Annotated in this window: 13 protein-coding genes; 5 read left to right on the top strand and 8 right to left on the bottom strand. The window is 42.7% G+C overall.

Translation table 11 applies throughout. From position 1 onward, the window contains the following. Positions 1 to 17: 17 nt before the first annotated feature. Together AAHJ11_RS19485 and AAHJ11_RS19480 are read right to left on the bottom strand one after the other, a co-directional pair. A complete protein-coding gene (locus AAHJ11_RS19485) occupies positions 18 to 2,234 on the bottom strand; it encodes a glycoside hydrolase family 3 C-terminal domain-containing protein (protein ID WP_413580043.1) in 2,217 nt (738 codons plus the stop codon). A 49-nt stretch (positions 2,235 to 2,283) separates the two neighbouring features. Next, complete coding sequence (locus tag AAHJ11_RS19480; protein ID WP_371826262.1) at positions 2,284 to 3,204, bottom strand: family 43 glycosylhydrolase; 921 nt, start codon at positions 3,202 to 3,204, stop codon at positions 2,284 to 2,286. A 1,446-nt stretch (positions 3,205 to 4,650) separates the two neighbouring features. Between AAHJ11_RS19480 and AAHJ11_RS19475 the strand changes: the two genes are divergently transcribed. Then, on the top strand, positions 4,651 to 5,673 hold the full coding sequence (locus AAHJ11_RS19475) for a helix-turn-helix transcriptional regulator (RefSeq protein WP_117935904.1): 1,023 nt from the start codon (positions 4,651 to 4,653) through the stop codon (positions 5,671 to 5,673). Here the strand turns inward: AAHJ11_RS19475 and AAHJ11_RS19470 are convergent. Together AAHJ11_RS19470 and AAHJ11_RS19465 are read right to left on the bottom strand one after the other, a co-directional pair. Next, the gene (locus AAHJ11_RS19470) at positions 5,665 to 6,510 is read right to left on the bottom strand and encodes a patatin family protein (RefSeq protein ID WP_008774817.1); all 846 of its coding nucleotides are present in this window, start codon (positions 6,508 to 6,510) and stop codon (positions 5,665 to 5,667) included. The two genes, AAHJ11_RS19475 and AAHJ11_RS19470, sit on opposite strands and share 9 nt — an antisense overlap. Next, positions 6,491 to 8,713 (bottom strand): cation:proton antiporter, encoded by a 2,223-nt coding sequence (locus tag AAHJ11_RS19465; protein ID WP_004311747.1) that lies wholly within the window; start codon positions 8,711 to 8,713, stop codon positions 6,491 to 6,493. Before AAHJ11_RS19465 ends, AAHJ11_RS19470 begins: the two co-directional genes overlap by 20 nt. A 184-nt stretch (positions 8,714 to 8,897) precedes the next feature. On the opposite strand from AAHJ11_RS19465, the gene AAHJ11_RS19460 reads away from it, so the two are divergent. Beyond that, complete coding sequence (locus AAHJ11_RS19460) at positions 8,898 to 9,422, top strand: hypothetical protein (protein ID WP_217723057.1); 525 nt, start codon at positions 8,898 to 8,900, stop codon at positions 9,420 to 9,422. Between the two features lie 105 nt (positions 9,423 to 9,527). On the opposite strand, the gene AAHJ11_RS19455 is transcribed toward AAHJ11_RS19460, so the two are convergent. Both AAHJ11_RS19455 and AAHJ11_RS19450 read right to left on the bottom strand, forming a co-directional pair. Further along, positions 9,528 to 9,857, bottom strand: a complete 330-nt coding sequence (locus AAHJ11_RS19455; RefSeq protein WP_217723059.1) for a DUF4907 domain-containing protein — start codon at positions 9,855 to 9,857, stop codon at positions 9,528 to 9,530. Beyond that, positions 9,838 to 10,896: a Kelch repeat-containing protein gene (locus tag AAHJ11_RS19450; protein WP_367744712.1), complete on the bottom strand. Its 1,059-nt coding sequence runs from the start codon at positions 10,894 to 10,896 to the stop codon at positions 9,838 to 9,840. Before AAHJ11_RS19450 ends, AAHJ11_RS19455 begins: the two co-directional genes overlap by 20 nt. Before the next feature lie 192 nt (positions 10,897 to 11,088). Between AAHJ11_RS19450 and AAHJ11_RS19445 the strand changes: the two genes are divergently transcribed. From AAHJ11_RS19445 to AAHJ11_RS19435, 3 genes are all read left to right on the top strand, one after another. Beyond that, the gene (locus tag AAHJ11_RS19445; RefSeq protein WP_217723061.1) at positions 11,089 to 12,414 is read left to right on the top strand and encodes a DUF4270 family protein; all 1,326 of its coding nucleotides are present in this window, start codon (positions 11,089 to 11,091) and stop codon (positions 12,412 to 12,414) included. Further along, entirely contained in the window at positions 12,411 to 13,616 is a 1,206-nt protein-coding gene (locus AAHJ11_RS19440) for a hypothetical protein (protein ID WP_298044768.1), read from the top strand. Before AAHJ11_RS19445 ends, AAHJ11_RS19440 begins: the two co-directional genes overlap by 4 nt. A 285-nt stretch (positions 13,617 to 13,901) precedes the next feature. Then, positions 13,902 to 15,086 (top strand): aminopeptidase C, encoded by a 1,185-nt coding sequence (locus tag AAHJ11_RS19435; protein ID WP_148364635.1) that lies wholly within the window; start codon positions 13,902 to 13,904, stop codon positions 15,084 to 15,086. Positions 15,087 to 15,090: 4 nt separating this feature from the next. On the opposite strand, the gene AAHJ11_RS19430 is transcribed toward AAHJ11_RS19435, so the two are convergent. After that, positions 15,091 to 15,819, bottom strand: a complete 729-nt coding sequence (locus AAHJ11_RS19430; RefSeq protein ID WP_413580039.1) for a LytR/AlgR family response regulator transcription factor — start codon at positions 15,817 to 15,819, stop codon at positions 15,091 to 15,093. Beyond that, positions 15,816 to 17,030, bottom strand: a complete 1,215-nt coding sequence (locus tag AAHJ11_RS19425) for a sensor histidine kinase (RefSeq protein ID WP_148364633.1) — start codon at positions 17,028 to 17,030, stop codon at positions 15,816 to 15,818. The genes AAHJ11_RS19430 and AAHJ11_RS19425 overlap by 4 nt, the downstream gene beginning before the upstream one ends. Between the last annotated feature and the right edge of the window lie 35 nt (positions 17,031 to 17,065).

Below are 17,065 nucleotides of genomic sequence, written 5' to 3'. Positions count from 1 at the left end.
CTAATATTATCAGAATCTCATTTATCTATTATATGTGTATTTCCAATCATTTTCAATGTACTTTCTACCAGTTTCAAAGGAGTAGCCAGCGTCGGCACAGGTGAAGAACCGCCAACCTGTATTCTTACTGTTCCCGGCAGGACCTTCCGGATGCCATTTTCATCCACACAAGACAAGTCTTCCGGAGACAGGGAAAATGTCAGGCGTTGTGCTTCACCAGACCGTAAGTGCACCCGTTTAAAACCTTTCAATGCGGTCAACGGAACCAATATCTTTTTATCAGGATGGGATATATAAAGCTGAACTACTTCTTCGCCTTCCAACCGTCCGGTATTCTTCACCGTTACAGTTACCTGCACTTCCTTGTCTGTGGTGTGACAGACTTTAGGCAGGTTCAGTGAAGAATAAGTAAAATCCGTATAGCTCAATCCATAGCCAAAAGGATAAAGAGCTTTTCCGTTAAAATAGCGATAGGTACGTCCCTGCATATCATACGATTCGAAGTCGGGCAAATCACTATCCTGTGCATAAAAAGTGACCGGAAGCTTTCCTGAAGGATTGTAATCTCCCAACAATACATCAGCAATAGCTTCTCCTCCATATTGTCCGCCATACCAGGCATTCAGTATAGCCGGAACATTCTTGGCTTCCCAGGGAATAGCCAATGCGCTGCCTGTCATCATCACAAAAACCGTCGGAATATGCTCTGCAGCCAATGCTTTCATCACTTGAGTTTGAACTGCCGGTAAAGCAATTGTCGTACGGTCGCCGCCATCAAATCCATCTTTGCTGACCGGCATTTCTTCACCTTCCAGTCTCGGGCTGATACCGCCGACAAAAATGGCGACATCTGCTTCCTTGGACTGTCTCATGTATTCTTTCAATTGATTTTCGGGAACAGCATCTACATGATCTACACCTTCTATATATATGACTTCTGCCCAACCATTCAAACGTTCACGAATGGCCTGCAAAGGAGTCAGCATACGGGAAGGCTGTCCATTATAGTTTCCAAGTAACGATTCCCTGCAGTCTGCGTTCGGTCCCATTACTACCACCTTTTTCAGTTTATTCTTTTGAAGTGGTAATAATTGGTCGTTCTTTAGTAATACCATTGACTCACGTGCCAGTTGTTTGGCTAAATCCTGATGTTTTCTACATTCCAGAATAGAAACAGAAATACGTGCATAATCCACTTCTTCCACCGGGTCAAACAATCCCAAGCGGAAACGAATCTCAAACAGACGTTTGACAGATACATCAATTTGTTTTTCTGTGATAATTCCGTCTTTTACCGCTTTGACCAATGCCAGATAAGCACTTTGTCCACAATCCAAGTCGGTTCCATGAAATACGGCATCGGCTGCTGCCGTTGCTGCGTCCGGATGGGTCTTATGGTGATTGAATATATCATCGATAGCGCCACAATCAGAAGTGACATATCCTTTAAAATTCCATTTATCACGCAAAATAGATTGCATCAACAAATCATTGCCGCAACAAGGCTGCCCCTGAAAAGCATTGTATGCACACATCACGCCGGATACCTTGGCATCAACAACCAATGTACGGAAAGCCGGCAGATAAGTGTCCCACAAATCATAAGTACTTACATCCGAGTTGAAGCTATGACGGTTTTTCTCCGGCCCGCTATGCACGGCATAGTGTTTGGCACAAGCCGAGGCTTTTAAATAACGGGGATTGTCTCCTTGCAATCCCAACACAAAGGATTCTCCAATTTTAGAAGTCAGAAAAGGATCTTCACCATAGGTTTCCTGTCCGCGTCCCCAGCGAGGATCACGGAATATATTTATATTAGGAGTCCAGTAAGTTAATGCGTGATATTGGCTATAATCCTCTTTACGCTGCGCATCGTTATAGATAGCCCGACCCTCGTCAGCGATGGAGGAAGCAACTTCTTTAATCAATGCATCATTCCAGGCAGCAGCCATGCCGATGGCTTGTGGGAATACGGTGACATGATATTTGGTACGACCGATACCATGCAGACATTCGTTCCACCAGTTATAAGCAGGAATACCCAAACGGTCAATGGGAGGAGTGCTATTCAACATCTGTTTCACCTTTTCTTCCAAAGTCAAACGGGAAACCAGATCGTCGACACGCTGTTCAACAGAGAGTTGCGGATTGCGGAACGGATACGTTTCCTGTGCCGTCATCCGACTACCTACACTGCATAAAACGGCTAAACAGACTATTTTATTCAACTTCATACTATCAGATTTATTAATTGCAGAAATAAAATTTAAAAGGGGCAATCACTTATTTGGTTTGCCTTACTAACTTTATCGTACCATCAGGATTGTAATACAGTTTATCTACACAGATAGAACGAAGCCAGTCGTGTCCGGACAACGCACTGTTATGGTAAAAGGCATACCATTGTCCTTTGAACTTGACAATAGATCCATGATTGGTATAGCTGTCAGTCGGTTCCATATAAATACCTTTCGATTCCCAAGGTCCCAACGGAGAGTCACTGATCGCATAGCGCATCCGGTTGTCCCCCTTCACTCCATCGTTCCAGTTTTCATCATGATTGTCGGAATAAGAGAGATAATACTTTCCATCATATTTGTGAATCCAAGCTGCCTCATGGAAATCTTCCAGTCCTTTCATGAGTTGCATCGGACCATCCAGCTCCATCATATTATCTTTCAACTTACCTCCTTTACAGGTGCCGCCACCGCCATTATAAATATACGCCTGCCCGTCGTCATCTACAAAGACACAAGGGTCAATCATCGGATCCATCCCTTCAACATATCCCTGCACTTTGAATCCTTCCGCCGGTTTATTGCTGGTAGCCACTCCGATCTTCCAACTGTCGTTCCAGTCTGTTTCACTGGGATGAGGAAAATAAAAATAGTAAGTACCGTTTTTATAAGCACAATCCGGAGCCCACATAAATCCTCCTTCTTTGCGTCCCCATGGCACCTGATCGGAGCTTAATATCTCTCCATGATCCGTCCAGGTCACCATATCATCGGTTGAAAACACATGATAACGATCCATCAAATCACAACCTCGCGGAGGTGCAATATCATGGGAAGCATATACGTACAGACGTCCGTCTTCCCAAACATGAGCCGAAGGGTCTGCTGTGTACATATGCCGGATGAAAGGATTCGGAGTTGCCGGATTCAGACTGGTATTAAAAGCTATCGCCTTTTCTTTGCGCAGAACCTTAGCGGCTTCACCAACCAGTTTCAGATAATGGTCACTTTCCACTCCCTCCTCGATAGGAACGAATGTACTTTTCCCTGTCGGAACTTCCTTTGCACATTTAAAGATAGCCGTCCCCTCATCAATTTCGTCAAACATAGCTACATAAATCATTTCGGCACCCGCCCGGATAGCTCCCATCATCTGTTTCCAAAGAAAAGAGCCTTTATTGCGGGGGATAAATGAATTATGATCTTTACCTTTCATATTCCCCCAGGAGAAACCCGGAAAAACCAACGGTACATAATCAACCTGATTCTTTTTCGCCCACTGGATATCTTCTTCCACCAACTTCTGATATTTCGGATAAGTGGTTTCATTGTAACGTCCCACGAACCAAGGCATCACAATATCGCATTTTCTGATAAGCTCATGCAACCTGGGATCTGATTCCGTATCCCCTTTCAGCTCCCGCCATTGGGTAGGTACTCCAAGCATCACACTAAATCCCTGTGATTTTAAGCCGTCGATAATATGTGCAGCTTCTTTCAATCCATAACGGCGATTATCATTAAATCCCACACCCCATACTGTTACCAACGGTTTGCCATTGTGATACAGATAAGAAGGGTTTTTCGCATGATTTTTTAAAGAATGGCGTTGCGCAATTTCCGCAATGTCTTTGAGCAGCAGTTTTTCTTCTCCAGGCTGCATCCCGCTCAAGTCATACATTACACAAATAGCCCGTTCATATTTATTAGCAGCTTTCATTGCCGAGTTCAATACTTTATTAAAATGCTGCAATCCGCTTTCATTCCGGATTTCTGCGATAAAACGCTGCATGAACACTCCATCCAGTCCATACTCTTTCATCCATCTGAAATGAACATTGACAGTCGATTTGTCATAAGAAGAAAAGACGGATGCAGACTTACCATCCGCAAAAGTAAAATCCGTTTTATAGAGCTTCTTATACTCCGATACCTCCGGCCAAAGATCTACGGAACACGATCCCGGACGAAATCCTTCACGACCATTGTAATGATGCCATCCACGGCCGGAACCGTCACCAGGGGTGTTGAACCACCCCTGATAACCAGCCATAACCAATCCTTTGTAAGAATTATACTGTTTCCTGCCGCCGGACTGTGCCATTATCCCTATTGAAAACAATAAATAGACCAATAACCAATTCAACCTTTTTACCATGTTATTTCTTTGTTTTTCATGTTATACCATTAAGTCCTTAAAACTATTTTCAGCAAAGTAAAGAGGCATCCCTTAATAAATTCCACAAAAGTGAATTAATAATGACTTAAAATCGAATTAATCGAGAAAAAAAAAGATAAAGTAGTAGAAATAGATACCTAATTAGGAAAATATTATGGAAATAAAGCCCTGTAACCTTTTTGTTTTCCTGAATTTATTTTTCTACTTTTGAAGCAAATCTTTATTCTTCTACTTATGCCAGCAAATAGAAATGCTCTAATCCGTTATAAAACGATTGACAACTGTCTGCGTAATCCGTATCGACGCTGGACATTGGAAGACTTGGTAGACGCCTGTTCAGATGCTCTTTATGAATATGAAGGCATTGATAAAGGGATAAGCAAACGGACGGTACAAATGGACATACAGATGATGCGTAGCGAGAAGTTAGGCTATAATGCTCCGATTGTGGTGTACGAGAATAAATACTATAAATATGAAGATCCGGAATACAGTATCACACAAACCCCACTGAACGAACAAGACCTGAAAATGATGTCGGAAGCAGTGGAAGTGCTGCGACAATTTAAAGGTTTCTCCTATTTCACGGAAATGAGCGAGATTATCAATCGCCTGGAAGACCATGTTGCTTCTGCCCGGATGAAAACCACTCCTGTCATTGACTTTGAAAAGAATGAATCGTTGAAAGGACTGGATTATCTGGACACCATCTATCATGCGATTGTCAACGAGCACCCGATACAACTCAAATATCGTTCGTTCAAAGCACGTTCGGCAAACAGCTTTATTTTCTATCCTTATCTATTAAAAGAATATCGCAACCGATGGTTCGTTTATGGGGTCAGAGGAAACGGACGAATATTGCAGAATTTAGCTTTGGACAGAATACAATCATTGGAAGTTCTGCCACAAGAACACTATATCAAAAATACATTCTTCGATCCGAATACGTTCTTCGACGACCTGGTAGGTGTCACCAAAAACTCCGGAAGCGTAGCGGAGAAAGTTGGCTTCAAAGTAGCGGCAGCCGAAGCACCTTACATCATAACCAAGCCTATACATCGCAGTCAACAACTGGTGGAAAGGCTACCTGACGGAAGCGTCATACTGGAAATTGAAGTCGTAATCAACCACGAGTTAGAACGGGTATTCTTCGGATATGTCGACGGAATAGAAATTCTTTATCCTAAAACATTGGTAGAATTAATGAGTCGGAAATTGGAAAAGGCTGCCAAGCAATATACTAAGTCAAAGTGAAAATAAAGCTTTCGCACATTCGTACCCTTCCTGATAAAACTCTGTCAGCTTTTGCACATCTTTTTCTATACGGTCTACAGCTACAGGTTTCAAAGGACGGATAACGACAATCTTCCCTTCATCTTCCATACGTTCCACCATTTCCAGCTGTTCATTATAAACAGCGCACCGGCAACTTAACGCTTCACGCAACTTCGGATATTTCCGGTATACAAACGAAGGGATACGAATGTCTTTCGAATCTTTCCGATATCCCCGGTTACGGGTAAGTACCACGACATTTCTCTTACAGCCATCCGCAATAGCTCTTTGCAGAGGGATGGAATCTACAATTCCTCCATCGAGCATAGGAACCTCGTCTACATAAGTGATAGGACACACAAAAGGGAGACTGCTGGATGCACGAACAATATCGATCACCCTGCTACTGTCTTTTTTCTCTTCGAAATAATTGGCTTCTCCCGTAATGCAATTAGTAGTCACCATCACGAAACGTTCCGGTGAAGCAAAATATGTTTCATAATCATAAGGAAGAATGTGTTCGGGAAATTCTTTGAACAATAGATCGAAATCCAAAATATTACGCTTTTTGAGCAAATGTTTCAGACCGATATAGTTGTACTTCTCCAACAGGTCAATATTGCTGTATTTGGCACGTCCCCGTTGCCGCGATGCATACGACAATCCGTTGCACGCACCGGCAGACACTCCTATCGTATAGGGAAACCGGATATCATGATCCATAAAGTAATCAAGTACACCGCAGGTAAATACTCCACGCATTCCCCCGCCTTCCAACACTAATCCCGTAGATTCGTCAATTTTCAAGTCCTTCATTTTTATCTCCCGCATTCTTATTCCGGCGGATCACCAGCAGAGATGACAATTCTCGTATCACAGCCTCATCCTCGGATAATTTCGTATAAGAAAGATGACTCATTATCAATAGTCCGTCTTTCTCTTTAGTCACTAAATCTTCAACTCCTTCAAACCATACTATAATCATTTGTCCCGGATAACGTGCCTGCAAATCATCAATACATCCGCGAAACTCCTCATCGTCCGTATCAAAGAGGAAAAGACGTATCGAATGCCCGTTCTGCAACATCTTCTCCAGATACGAAAAAAGAAATGCATCAATCATTCCACCAAGTACGAAACTAACCATTGCGCCTTCCCGATACTGACGATTGACAAATACAGCTACCGGACACTTCACCTGCTCCATAATATCATCAATCTTATCCCGGAAAAGCGTTAACCATAAAATAGCCCCCGGAGTCCCCGGCATATCCGTACGGTAATGGCTTCCGGCTCCCAAAAGCAGCATATCAGGATGTTCTTTACGGACAAAATGAATGATTTCCTGTACAAGTTTGTCCGTCACCCGATAATGGTTATCCACCTGAATATTCAATTTCACTGCCTGTTGATTGAGCAAAGCAAAACTCTCGCTGGCATAATGCTCGGCATTCAACGGATTCAAATCCGTGCCTACCGTATAGTGTGCCGCAATCAAATGATTTTTCCTCAACTGCTTCCCAAATAACAAACTATAAATGGAAAGCAATACACGCCCGGATTCCGGACGTCCGAAACAAAATATCAATTTATGCTTCAAAGATAACTTTTCTTCGCGACGTACGAAAATATGTTCCACCAAATGAAGCAAAGGAGTAGTCATAAAGGTCGTAACTAACGCCATAATGACCAAAATTACGAATATAGACGGGGGAAGAACTCCCATTTCATAACCGATATTCAAAGCGACAAGCTCCATCAATCCCCGTGTATTCATCAATGTCCCTATCGTCAAACTATCCTTCCACGATTCACCCACCAGACGGGCAGCGATGGCACACCCACCCAGTTTGCCGGCAACAGCAACCGTCACCAACAGCAGACATACCATCCACAACTCCGGACTGTTTATCAAACCGATTTCCGTACGTAACCCGGTGAAAGCAAAGAATAAAGGTAAAAAGAAGACTAAAGATATATCTTCCACTTTTTCCATCATCACCTTCCGGAAACCCAAATTGGACGGCATCACCACCCCTGCCATAAAAGCTCCGAACAGGGCATGAATACCGATAATCTCCGTCAGACAGGAGGAAATAATAAGAATGAGCAGAATAAATGCTACAAATGTTTTATTAATAACTTCCCGATTGGCATATACCTCTCCTACCTTCTTCAAAAATGGACGAACGACCAAAAACATGACTGCAATATACACAACTGCCAGTCCAACTGAATATAGTGCACTGGCAAAACTTCCCGCTTTGGAGATAGCGATAACTACCGCCAACAGACACCAGGCCGTCACATCGTCATTGGCCGCGGAAGCAATAGTCAGCGTGCCTAAAGGAGTCTTAGTCATATTCCGTTCCTGAATGATACGCGCCAATACCGGAAAGGCGGTGATACTCATAGAAATACCTATAAACAGAGCAAATGGAAGGAATGGAGTCTGGTCGGCGGCATATTCTTCATACACCCAGTAAGAAGACAAAATACCCAGAAAGAAAGGAACCAAAATTCCGGCATGACTAATCACCAGCGTTTCATTGATCTTATTTTTCAGCACACTGAAATCCAGCTCCATACCGATGACAAACATGAAAAGTATCAGTCCCACCTGACTCAATAATTCAAGATTGGTAAGCGAGTGAGCCGGAAAAAGAAAATGAAAAGCATCCGGAAAGAAAAAGCCGAGCACGGAAGGTCCCAACACGATACCGGCAACAATCTCACCAATCACTCCCGGTTGCCCGATCAGGCTAAATAAATAGCCAAAAAGACGCACCATCACCAATACAGCTATAATCTGAATCAATAAGGTAGAGAGCGGATGATGAATATTGTCCTGTATAAACTGAAGAAATAGGCTGAAAGGGTCTCCCTGTGCCACGTTATGCGCATTTATCGCATAGTGCGAAAACCGGTCACCCTCTTCAATAGCGACATAAATCAACCCTCCAAACAGGAGCAACATCAATACATAAATGACATAATTCTTCCGGGCCCTATTCCGCATAAACTCTATTTTTACGATTTGTGCATATTTATTATAAAAACAAACGAAAAAGGCAGATAGTTTGGCAAAAAGAATAAATTCTCAAACAAAATCTTGTTTTTTTGCTTTAATCTATGTAACTTTAGGCTAGCTTAATTGTTTAAGGAGGAAAAAATCAAAAAAGTCCTGCCCGCAGGCAAGCACCATGAGAATACAGTTTGAGATTAAAGAAAATTTGCCGGAAATTATCGAAGAAATCTTACACTCTGATAAATGGCAAACTTCCGTGAAGGAAGAACTTAGCGGTCGGACGACCGTTGTGATCCGTGACCAAGCGTATGGTTCAGAAGCTACCATTGAAATTTATGCTACATCTATTGAAATCAAAACTGCCTGGTCTAAGTACTCCTATCGTATATTTGTAACCAACGATATCGTATGGTGCGAATATAACGGTGCCTATCGTGGTCTGTTGGAACAAGTGCTCCTACCAACAATTACTCCCAAAGAAAATCTGCTCAATTCTGACGTGACTGAAAGTTCGCTTTATGGAAATGAGCATAAGAAATTGAGGGAATATGCAGAAGATAACCTGAAACTGAAACAATTCCGCCGGGAAAACTTCAATGAACAAAGGAATGGGATTGCACCGTTCGACCATCCGAAGCGTGTGTATGATGAGTTTATCAAAGAAGATTATGTAGTAGCACCCAAAGGAGAAAAGAAATAATTCGCACTTAACGCTTTATCTTGTGCCATCGTATTGGCACAACAATGCCACCGCGTTGGCACAGTCGTGCCAATAGGGTGGCATGACTGTGCCAACAAGATGGCATTAATACACAATTCCCAAGTTATCCAGATCGGCCTTTGATATAGCAAAATCATTTCCGGCTTTAATCCGTTCCAGCACTAAGTTTCCGATACATTGGGCATCCTGTACTGATTGAAAAGACCTTTTCCCGGATACAACCGGGATAAAAGGCTGAACAATTATCAAACGCCCTCTCTCATAAATTTTATAACCATATCCACTACCTTCAACTTGAGTTACTTCCAGCCGATATATATTTATCGGATGCATATACCCATATATGATTCCCACTAAAAGCAGCAAGACAAAGCAACTAATACCTATTGTTTTTTTATTTCTCTTCATATTCATAAGGTTTCAACTCCCAAGTATCATCGTAATAATAAGTAGAAGCCCCTCCCGTAGCTATAATTCCTCGTTTTCCGGTAGAAAAGCATACGGCTTTCGAACGTGTACTTCCTTCGAAATTTGTCAAATCTTCTCCATTCCATAGGTCTGTAAGAGGGTCGTAAATCCAATAATTGGAACGATAACTACCACCTGCAGTCTGCCCCACAGCAATATATCCTTTACCGTCGATCACGAAAGCACAAGCATAAGAACGGACGATAGAAGTGTAATCGTCGTCATAATCATCATCACTCTTATCGTAAAGTTCGCGCAATTCTTTCCAAGTACCCGTTGCCGGATTAAAACACCAGAAATCCGTCACATCCGAACCGTTATTCTCACCACCACAGATATAAGCGATATCATCTATGACGAAAGCCATACCGCCCATTCTCTTCTGCCCGCCAAATCCACTCATGGCTGTCCACTCTCCTTTATCTCCCACCGACGGGTCGAACTTCCAAAAGTCCTTTTGATAATTATCGTTGTAACCTGTACCCAAATACCCATACTGACCAATGCCGAAAGAAAGCGCATAATACCGTTTACCATAGATATTAGTTCCATCAGTTCCATCCGGGATAGAAGCCATCTCCTTCCATGAATTCGTGGCAGGATCATACTGCCAGCAATCATTCAGATAATCCTTTTTCGTCGCATCGTAACCGGTAGCAATATATCCTTTGGTACCTACTGCAAAACCTGTAGCCGCATTCCGGGCAGGAGCCGCATCGGGCATTGATGTACACTGTGTCCACGAATTAGTCTCAATGTCATACGCCCAGCAATCTTTCAAACGGTCTTTGGTACTCCCCCGGTATCCGGTGCAGAGGTACCCTACATTACCAATCGTAAAACCAGCTGCGTCCGTACGCGCCACACCATCAAAATCAGAACGGCGATACCACACACCTGCCGTATATTCAGTATCATCCGTACATGCCGCCAATGAAAGCAGCACCACCATCATGCAAAGTAATTTATTCATTTTCGTATTCATAAATATGTCGTTGATTACAACCGCAAATGTAGGCGGCAACGGGCACGCATAAAAAAACTATCGACAAATAAAGACATTCTATCTACCAACAAAATTCAGGTCGACAAATACAAAGATTTAGTCGATAGTTTTTTGGAGGACTGTTGAAAACCTCTTCTTTTGCCGCTACAAAACCAATTTCATTTTTACTACATGAAGTCAATCATACAACTTTTTTCATTCTTTATCTCTCTTTCTTTTTTTGCTTGTGTAGACGATTCATCGTCCATAGGAGCGAAATGGGTACAAAGTTCATTTCTCAACGCACAGATGGACACCTGTACGGTATTACTTAGTACAGTATTAAGCGACTCCGTAGCCACTTCGGGAGATACGGTTTGTCAGATAGGATATCGTGACGACAACTTATGGGGGAAAATTACCGCCTCTTTTTATGCAGAGTATGAAGTACCTTCCTATTCTTTTGATGAAAACATCCAGTATGAGTTCGATTCGATCACCATACGCCTGTATTCTTCGGGCAATTATCTGGGAGATACACTAAAAAACCAACGCATTTATCTGCATGAACTGACAAAGAATATAGAACTGGACGATAGAGGGTACCTATACAACACTACTACTGCCTACTACAACGAAACTCCACTGGCATCTTTCGACTTTCGTCCTACTCCGGGCTCACCGAGCGAGGAACTGGAAATACGATTGCCGGATGCATGGGGAGAAGAATGGTTCAACTTGATGCTAAATGATGGCCGATGGGTACAATCCCAGAATTTCTTCCATGATTATTTCAAGGGAATTGCTTTCATACCCGATGCAAATGACGCTTGTATCAGCGGATTTCAAGTCAACGACTCCAGTATGTGCATCACAGTCTACTATCACCAGATTACGGAAACACTGAACGAAAAAACATTGGTTTTCAACACAAGCAGCACCTTAACTTACAACAAAATAGAACAGGACCGCTCAAACACCCCGATAGCCAACCTGCAAAGTGGAGACGGTAATGAATACTCTTCCGGAAAAAGCGAGCATCAGGCTTATTTGCAGGGAATGACCGGCATGTATGTCACCATCGACTTCCCACATTTAAATAATCTCTGCGAGAAAGGAGAGCTTGTGACCATCGAGAGCGCAACGTTACAGCTATATCCGGTGAAAGGAACTTATGACGGCATGTACCCGTTGCCCAAAAGCCTGGCTCTCTACACCGCCAACAATGAAAATGTGACGCAAAGTGTAATCACCGACCTCACCGGGAGTTCCGTACAAAGCGGGAACCTGATAGTCGATGAGATGTCTTATGAGGAGACTTATTACTCCTTTGACATCACCTCTTTCCTGCAAACAAATCTGGGAACTACCGGATATGACCGTCAGAAACTACAATTATTTCTTCCGGACAACTTGTTCTATACCACTCTCCAAGGCGTTATCTTCGGCGACGGGGAACATACTGCCAATAAAAAGAATACCAAACTTATCATACTTTACAAAACTTATCAACAATGAAAAAGATTTTGTTTTGCCTTCTGGCATTCTATACTCCTGTCTCTATAATCATTGCACAAAATACAACGAACTCCCCTACTTCCATGTTCGGACTGGGAGAGCTTTCAACCGGAGAAGGCGGGCAATATGCCGGATTGGGCGGCGCAGGCATTGCATTGCGAGGAAATAATTTCCTGAACAGTGCCAATCCGGCTTCACTCACAGAGTTGACCGAACAACGCTTCCAGATCGATGCCGGTATCATGGGAGCATACCAGATTTATTCGCAACGAGGAGCAAGCAACCGTTCCGTCACCGGAAATCTGAATAACCTAAGTATCGGCTGCCGGATTATTCCACGCTGGTATGGAGCTATTTTCATGGCTCCCGTCAGCAGTGTAGGATATGCCATCACGCTGGATGAAGAGGTGGCAGGCACCAATGGAGGTACCATCTCTTCTCTCTTTCAGGGTGAAGGAGGGCTTTCCAAGATGGGTATCAGTACGGCTTACCTTTTCGGCAAAGGATTTTCTGTCGGCACCAATCTCTCTTATGTGACGGGGACTATCACACAAACGGAGACGCAAGGTACTGCCACAGAAGAAACCAGTTCCTACAAACATACTTTTTATGCGGATTTTGGTGTACAGTATAAATGGGCTATAGACCGCGAACGTTCTTTCGTTGCCGGTGCCGTATATGGTTACTCGCAGGATTTTAAGCAAGATAATAACTTATACGTTAGTAGCAGTTCGGGAGGGGGTGATATTGAAAGAAGCCTGAAACGCTATCGCCAATGTCTTCCTCAATTCTTAGGGATAGGAGCTTCCTACAACACTTTGCGATGGATGGCAACCATCGACTACAAATATGTGGACTGGAGCCGGATGCAATCTTCCCAATCTAACGTCAGTTTTGAGAATCAACACCGGTTATCAGCCGGTGGAAGATATACATTGGGCAATGTCTATCGCAATCCGGTCAGCATCCTATTGGGAACAGGTATCAACAATTCCTATATTGTCATTCAAAAGAAAAAGGCAACCGAATATTATGTCAGCACCGGACTTAACTTCGGATTACGCAATAATAATGTCCTCTCCCTCGGATTGAAATATAAAGGTCAGATGAAAATACCTAATGGTATGCAGAAAGAAAATAGCTTTTCCCTGTTCCTGAATATTACTTTCTCCGAACGAACTTACCGCGCCAAGATACAATAAAGACTCACCACAGAGTACGCAGAGGACACAGAGTTTTTTCTTAAGAAATAAATCGATCTGCCATTATCTCCGCTCAAAACATCTTCAGATATTCTTATCAAGGTATAGTCTGAACGTAGTCGAAGCATCTACTCTCCTGATATATACGTAGAGAAGAGCACGTTCGACAGACGCAGAATGACAGAACGAACAATGTATAATAAAAAAACTCTGTGTCCTCTGCGTACTCTGTGGTGAAACTTTCCTATATTTGTAGCCAAAACATTTAATATTAATTTCATAGGAATGAAAAAGACAATCCTTATTGCTGCTTTAGGCCTATTCAGCCTAAGTGTTATGGCACAAGATGCAAAACCTGAAGAAGGTTTTGTTTTCACGACAGTGAAAGAAAATCCGATAACTTCTATCAAGAACCAAAATCGTTCGAGTACTTGCTGGAGTTTCTCAACTCTCGGATTTGTTGAATCAGAACTACTTCGTTTAGGTAAAGGTGAGTACGACCTGTCTGAAATGTTTGTTGTACACAAAACAATGCAAGACCGCGGAGTAAACTATGTACGTTACCATGGTGACAGTTCTTTCTCACCGGGCGGAAGTTTTTATGATGTAATGTACTGTATCAAAAATTATGGTATCGTTCCGCAAGAAGTGATGCCGGGTATTATGTACGGTGATACGCTGCCGGTACATAACGAACTGGATGCTGTTGCTTCCGGTTACATCAATGCGATTGCAAAAGGTAAGTTGAGCAAACTGACTCCGGTATGGAAAAACGGACTAAGCGCCATTTATGACACTTACCTGGGAGCATGTCCGGAAAAGTTCACCTACAAAGGCAAAGAATATACTCCAAAGACTTTTGCCGAATCACTGGGATTGAACTATAACGACTATGTATCACTGACTTCTTATACACACCATCCGTTCTATTCTCAATTCGCCATCGAAATTCAGGATAACTGGCGCAATGGCCTGTCTTACAACCTGCCTATCGAAGAGCTGATGGCTGTTATGGACAATGCTGTAAAGAAAGGCTATACCTTTGCATGGGGTAGCGATGTCAGCGAACAAGGATTCTCACGTGACGGTATCGCCGTAATGCCGGATGCAGCCAAAGAATCCGAACTGTCCGGTTCGGACATGGCACGTTGGACAGGACTGACTGCTGCCGACAAACGCAGAGAACTATTCACCAAACCTTTCCCTGAAAAGGACATTACCCAGGAAATGCGCCAAGTTGCTTTTGACAACTGGGAAACAACAGACGACCACGGAATGGTAATCTACGGTATCGCTAAAGACCAGAACGGAAAAGAATACTTCATGGTGAAAAACTCTTGGGGTAAATCAGGCAAATATAATGGTATCTGGTATGCATCCAAAGCATTCGTTGCCTACAAGACAATGAATATCCTGGTGCATAAAGACGCACTTCCTAAAGAAATTGCCAAGAAACTGGGAATTAAATAATTATTTAAGAAAGGCTTAATTTCCCAATGTATTCCGTAAATTTCTCCTTATAATTATCGCTGACAGGAATATAAGTATTCTTATCAAAAATAATACGAAGACGGGAAACTTCGGTAATCTTGCGAAGATTGACAATATAAGAACGGTGGACCCGCATGAAATGCGTGGGAAGCCGTTCTTCCATTTTCTGGAGGCTGGCAAGCGTTATTACCGGCTTGTCCTCTCCTTCCACAAAGATACGCACATACTCACTCATCCCCTCAATATAGCGGATATTCTTCACATCGATGCGGACCACTCTATAATCGCTCTTCACGAATAACGAATCTCCTTTTATCTGCGAAGCATTCCCTATTTCACCCTGTTGCTCCAACAAACGATATTCAAATTGTCTGCGGGCTTTATCCGCCGCTTTCAATAAATCCTGGAACTCAAACGGTTTCAGCAGATAATCCACGGCATCCAGTTTGAAGCCCTCTACCGCATATTCAGAATAAGCAGTAGTGAAAATCACCAACGGACGGTTCACCAAAGAACGTATGAAATCCAGTCCGTTCAAATCGGGCATATTAATATCCACAAAAATCAGATCAACCTCCTCTTCGGACAATATCTTCATTGCCTCGAACGCATCCTGACATGACTTTACCAAAGACAAAAAAGGTACTTGGGATATGTAATCCGACAACTGCATCAATGCTAACGGCTCATCATCTATTGCTATACATTTCATTCTAATAAAGGTATAATAAGTAAGACATCAAATTTATGTTCCTCTTCGGTAATGGAAAGCGTATAATCATTGCCAAATAAAAGCCTCAACCGCTTACGGATATTTTCGAGTCCGATGCCATGATGCTGTTCGTCAGCCGAACCATTATTGCTGTTGGAACAACGGAATGAAAGCCGGTTGCCCTCATCCAACTGCATCAAGACATGAATAAAAGACTCGCTACGGTAACTGACTCCATGCTTAAAGGCGTTTTCCACAAAAGAGACAAAAAGTAAAGGGGGAATCTGCACTTCGGGCACTTCGGCCGGAAAATCCATCTTAATAGAAACTTTGTTGGTATAACGCAAACTCATCAGGGCAATGTAATTCTTAAGAAACTGAACCTCACGTGAAAGCAGAATTGTTTTATTACTCGCTTCGTAGAGTACATAACGCATCAGTTTAGAGAGTTCCACAATCGAACTTTTCGCTTTCCCCGTATCAATATCCACCAAGGCATGAATATTATTAAGTGTATTCATGAAAAAATGAGGATTAATCTGATACTTCAAATATTGCAGTTCCGATTGCAAGCGTTGATGTTCCAGCTCCTCCAGCATTTCTTCATCACGGAAAGATTTAAAGAAAAGTTTGATGGCGATATTGAATCCTACCATCAAAAAGGCAATGATGAAATGAATAAGATAGCGGAGCACAAAAGGAGGATAAGGAAAAGGAGTCGGTTTTGGAAATCCTCCGGGACCATTTGGAGCTCCCATTCCCCTAGGATGTTGTTCGGGATTGGACTCATTCCAATGTACATCCCCTTCCTTCCTCGCTTTTTCTCTCATCTTAATAATCTGATCTCTCCGGTTCTCCTTCATACGAAGAGGCAACTCTCCTCGCTTGAAATCTTTTGGGAAATGATTGGCAGAAGGAGACGGAGAAAGCCAACAAATCATTCCTATTACAAAAATCAACGAAACAGTATACTGCCAATACCTTTTCTTAAAAAGGAAATAGGGAACCAAGCCATAATTGTTCAACAGGAAAAGCACGAAAAAAGGAAGGATACTCAACCATGATTCGCGGATTATCATACGGGTTTCCTCCCGCTCAAGTCCTCCACTCATGGCAAAGTATCCGCCTATCAGCGGAAGAAGAAATATTACGATCCAGATAGCTCCGTAAATACTCTGCTCCAGCATGTGTTGTTTACGTAGTCTTTTCATGCCTTATTGCTTCTGATTATCGAAACAAAGATAAA

This window comes from Bacteroides sp. 90-K9/2, assembly GCF_047310725.1.
GTDB classification, from domain to species: Bacteria; Bacteroidota; Bacteroidia; order Bacteroidales; family Bacteroidaceae; genus Bacteroides; species Bacteroides vicugnae.
This window is presented reverse-complemented; position numbering and strand designations above follow the sequence as displayed.